3 protein-coding genes and 1 pseudogene are annotated in these 3,818 nt (G+C 29.5%); all 4 read right to left on the bottom strand.

The genetic code is table 11. From position 1 onward, the window contains the following. A pseudogene (locus AACZ53_RS14150) lies at positions 1 to 236 on the bottom strand (hypothetical protein); the annotation flags it as partial. Positions 237 to 239: 3 nt separating this feature from the next. Beyond that, positions 240 to 569: a hypothetical protein gene (locus AACZ53_RS14145; RefSeq protein ID WP_339839786.1), complete on the bottom strand. Its 330-nt coding sequence runs from the start codon at positions 567 to 569 to the stop codon at positions 240 to 242. Further along, positions 569 to 1,822, bottom strand: a complete 1,254-nt coding sequence (locus tag AACZ53_RS14140) for a dihydroorotase (RefSeq protein ID WP_339839785.1) — start codon at positions 1,820 to 1,822, stop codon at positions 569 to 571. The genes AACZ53_RS14145 and AACZ53_RS14140 overlap by 1 nt, the downstream gene beginning before the upstream one ends. Before the next feature lie 43 nt (positions 1,823 to 1,865). Then, complete coding sequence (locus AACZ53_RS14135) at positions 1,866 to 3,794, bottom strand: BatA and WFA domain-containing protein (protein ID WP_339839783.1); 1,929 nt, start codon at positions 3,792 to 3,794, stop codon at positions 1,866 to 1,868. Positions 3,795 to 3,818 lie beyond the last annotated feature (24 nt).

Below are 3,818 nucleotides of genomic sequence, written 5' to 3'. Positions count from 1 at the left end.
AACTTAGGACAGTTACCGTGCTTCCAACCTTTCTCAAAATTAATAGCATACCAAGCATAACTCCCATACATCATATCATATGGTGCACGAGCAGAAATTACATAATATTCTTCTGGTAATTCAGTTGCAAAGGAGAATAAATCTTCTTCGTTACTTCCATAACCGTGTAATAAAATAATAGCTGGATTTTTATCTAATTTGACTTTTGGTTCTCTAACTAAATGATGTAATGACATAAATTATAAGCTTTTAAAAATATTTTGAAAGAATCGGCCAAAAATGGGACTTTCTTTTTTTTCTCCGTTTAACGCACCAATAAATCCGTAAACCCAAAGTGCAAACATAGCAACCCAAAAAGAAATACTAATCATCCAACTATCAAAACCACCTATAATATAGGACAGCATCAAATATAAAAGATTAATTCCTAATGCTTGTCGAACATGAAAACTAGCAAATTCTGATTTGTTTTCATTGTTCATTAAAACAGCAATTATCGTTCCTATAATTGTAAGGTAACTTATGATAGCAGTATTTTTTCCTTTATTGATGTCTTCTAAATTTTCCATTATAATTCTAATTTTCCGTTATTATAAATTCCGTACACTTTTCCTTTTAAAGTTTGTCCTAAAAACGCTGAATTTTTAGATTTTGAAAGTATATTTTCTTTACCAAAAACTGATATTGAATTAGGTTCGAATAAACTCAAACTTGCTTTATTTCCAACCGCTATTGTGTTTTTTTCTAGTCCAAAAACTGTTTTTCCGTTCACTAATTTTTCAATTATGATTTCAGTTGAAAGTACATTTTGAAGCATTCCAAAAGCAGTTTCCAAACCAATGGTTCCATCTTTAGCTAAATCGAATTCCAATTTTTTATGTTCAATATCAATTGGATTATGATCTGATGTAATCATATCAATTGTTCCTTCAGTTATTCCTTTGATTAAAGCTTTTCTATTTAATTCTGTTTGCAAAGGTGGTGAAACTTTAAATCTCGAATCAAAACCTTCTAAAACCGTTTCATTTAAAGTCAAATGATGAACTGCAACGCTACAAGTCACATTGAGACCCTTGTTTTTGGCTTCTTTGATTAAAGCAACTGATTTTGCTGTTGAAATTGTTGGAAGATGCATTTTTCCACCAGTATACTCTAAAATAGACAGATTTCGAATCAAATCAATTTCTTCTGCCATGTTTGGAATACCTTTTAAACCTAATTTGGTACTTACAATTCCTTCATTTACAACACCGTTTCCTTTCAAGCTTTTTTCTTGACAAAATAAAATCACTAAACCATCAAAATCTTGCACATATTGCAAAGCAATTTTCTGAATATTGGCTTTGTCCATTGACTTGTTATAATCCCCAAAAGCAATTGCTCCAGCGTTTTTCATGTCAAATAACTCAGCTAAATCATTTCCTTCACTATTTTTTGTTAAAGCTCCAATTGGAAATAGATTTGTAGCAAGTCCATGAGCTTTTTGTTTTACAAATGAAATTGATGATTGATTATCAATAATAGGATAGGAGTTAGGTTGTAAAGCAACATCAGTAAAACCACTTTTTGCGGCCACTTTTAATCCATTGCTAATAGTTTCTCTATCTTCAAGTCCTGGTTCTCCAAAACTTACAGAAGAATCAAACCAACCTTGTGAAACATGGAGATTATCTAAAGATACTTCTTCTAATTTGTTTGGGTTTTTTGCCGATTTATCAATAGAAGTTATGGTTCCATTTTCAATAGTAATATCCATTTTTTGATTGTGAAATTGACTTTCAGAATCTATAATAGTTGCTTGTTTTAGTATAACATTTTTCATTTGAAAATTGTTTAGTTGTGTTGTTGTTTAAAGTTGTAAAATACTACTTCACGAATTTATGAATTAACATTTCACTTACCAAAAATAGTAAGGCTAAGGTAATAAACCATTTCCAAAAATCTTTAGAACTTCTGGTTGATTCTATTTCGTTGAAAACTGTTGAAATGTCATTAACTTTAGTGAATTCTTCAAAAGTGGTTTCGTTTCTCTGACCTAAATCACTTTCTGTTCGTGCGTAATTAAAACTTATTTTTTTTAGCTTATTTTCTTTCTTTTCAACTGCAAAATTTCCAGAGTTGTCAGGTAAATCACCTAATGATAATTTGATTTTGGTATTCAAAACCTGTTGCATTGGAATAAAGCTTTCGTCTTCATTTTGAATCGAAATTACTTCGTCTTTACTAGTAATAGCATCAATTAAAAGGACTTCATTTTCTCCAATTATGTGAGATAATTTCCCTGAATTTCCCTTGGTTTGTGCCATGTTGTAAAAAGTAGGGACAATTAAAGGTGAATTCTGAAAGTTAGAATTTTGCTTGTTAATGGGTGCAGAAAATGTATAAATACTTCCAACTTGATTACTTGTTGATTGTAGAAACGAACTTCCATCTTCACATTGTAAAATTGGTAATCCTTTTGTGCTTAAGGCAAAACTTTGTTTAATTTCCGGATATTGAAAATTTGTGACTTTCTTTTCAAAAACATTTTGATATAATGGATGTGAAAAGCTGATTTTAGTAATTTTCTTTTCTTGATTTTGTAAAGCCGTAAAGTTTGTGTTTCCAACTTTATTAGTCAAACTATTTAATTTTTCCACCGAAATTGTTGCTGATGGAATTATAATCACATTGCCACCTTTTGCATAAAAGTCACTTAAATTAGTTGCCAATGAGCTTGGAATTTCTTCTAATTCATTAAGTACAATTGTATGTTGATTTTCTAATTCAGTATAATTAATTTCTGAAATGGTATAGTTTGTTAATTCAAATTCGTCTGAAGTATAAATTTTGGATAGAAAAGCATTTTTATCAGAAGTTCCAATAGTTGTTACCTTGATTTTCTTTGGTTTTTCGATGCTGAAATAAAATGTATTATCGTAAGTCAGCCCTTTATCTTGAATTTGGGCATAACCATGAAAATCTTTTTTTGGTAATGTGAAAACTACGGTTTGTTCGTTTTCTTTGAAATTCACTATTGTTTTGGCTACATTTTTTGCACCGTTTACAATTGAAAGTGGAATGCCATTTTCTTGTTCTCCGAAAGATTTCAGCTTAACCTTTATTTCATAAAACTGTTCTAAATTCTGCGAAAGCGTTACATTTTCAATACTAACATTATTTTTGCTTTGAGCAATTGCATCAATAAAGTAAAGTGAGTTTCCATCAGAAAGTGAATTCGTTTTCTTTGATTCTACATTTATCGCATCAGAAATTACTACATAATCAATAGAAGTATTTGGTTTTTTAGCTTGTATTTTTGTAATTAAATTATCAATTTCAAAAGGTGTTCCGCTATATTTTAGATTCAATAATTCTTTTTGAATGGATTTGATATCTGTGTCCCAAAAAACATCATTGCTTGTCAATAAAGATAAAGTTTTAGTTTCTGGAGTTTCTTCAATCAATTCTTGAACAGCTCTTTTTAACAATTCACCTTTATTTCCTTTGGCTTGCATAGAAAAAGAATTGTCTAATAAAATAACCAATTCGTTATTCTTTTTATCATCATCTTTTCCTTTAAAGAAAGGTTGAGCAAAAGCAAATATCAAAGCAACAAGCAATAATAAACGAGTTGCCAGAAGCAACCATTTCTTAATTGTAGAACTTTTTTGGGTTTGAATTTGGAGTTCTTTCAGCAATTTAACATTCGTGAAATATTCTTTTTTAAATCGTCTTAATTGGAATAAGTGTACAATAATTGGAATTACCAATAAAAAAAGAAAGTATAGAATTTCTGGGTGTTTAAATTGCATCAAAAATTTAATTTTTCAAAAGTA

This window comes from uncultured Flavobacterium sp., from assembly GCF_963975005.1.
Classification (GTDB): Bacteria; Bacteroidota; Bacteroidia; order Flavobacteriales; family Flavobacteriaceae; genus Flavobacterium.
Note: the sequence above shows the minus strand (reverse complement) of the source record. Positions and strands in the feature narration are given on the sequence as shown.

Bases quoted from the DNA above. Each gene is read 5' to 3' on its own strand.
- AACZ53_RS14145 (WP_339839786.1), bottom strand. From the start codon at position 569: ATGGAAAATTTAGAAGACATCAATAAAGGAAAAAATACTGCTATCATA.
- AACZ53_RS14140 (WP_339839785.1), bottom strand. From the start codon at position 1,822: ATGAAAAATGTTATACTAAAACAAGCAACTATTATAGATTCTGAAAGT.
- AACZ53_RS14135 (WP_339839783.1), bottom strand. From the start codon at position 3,794: ATGCAATTTAAACACCCAGAAATTCTATACTTTCTTTTTTTATTGGTA.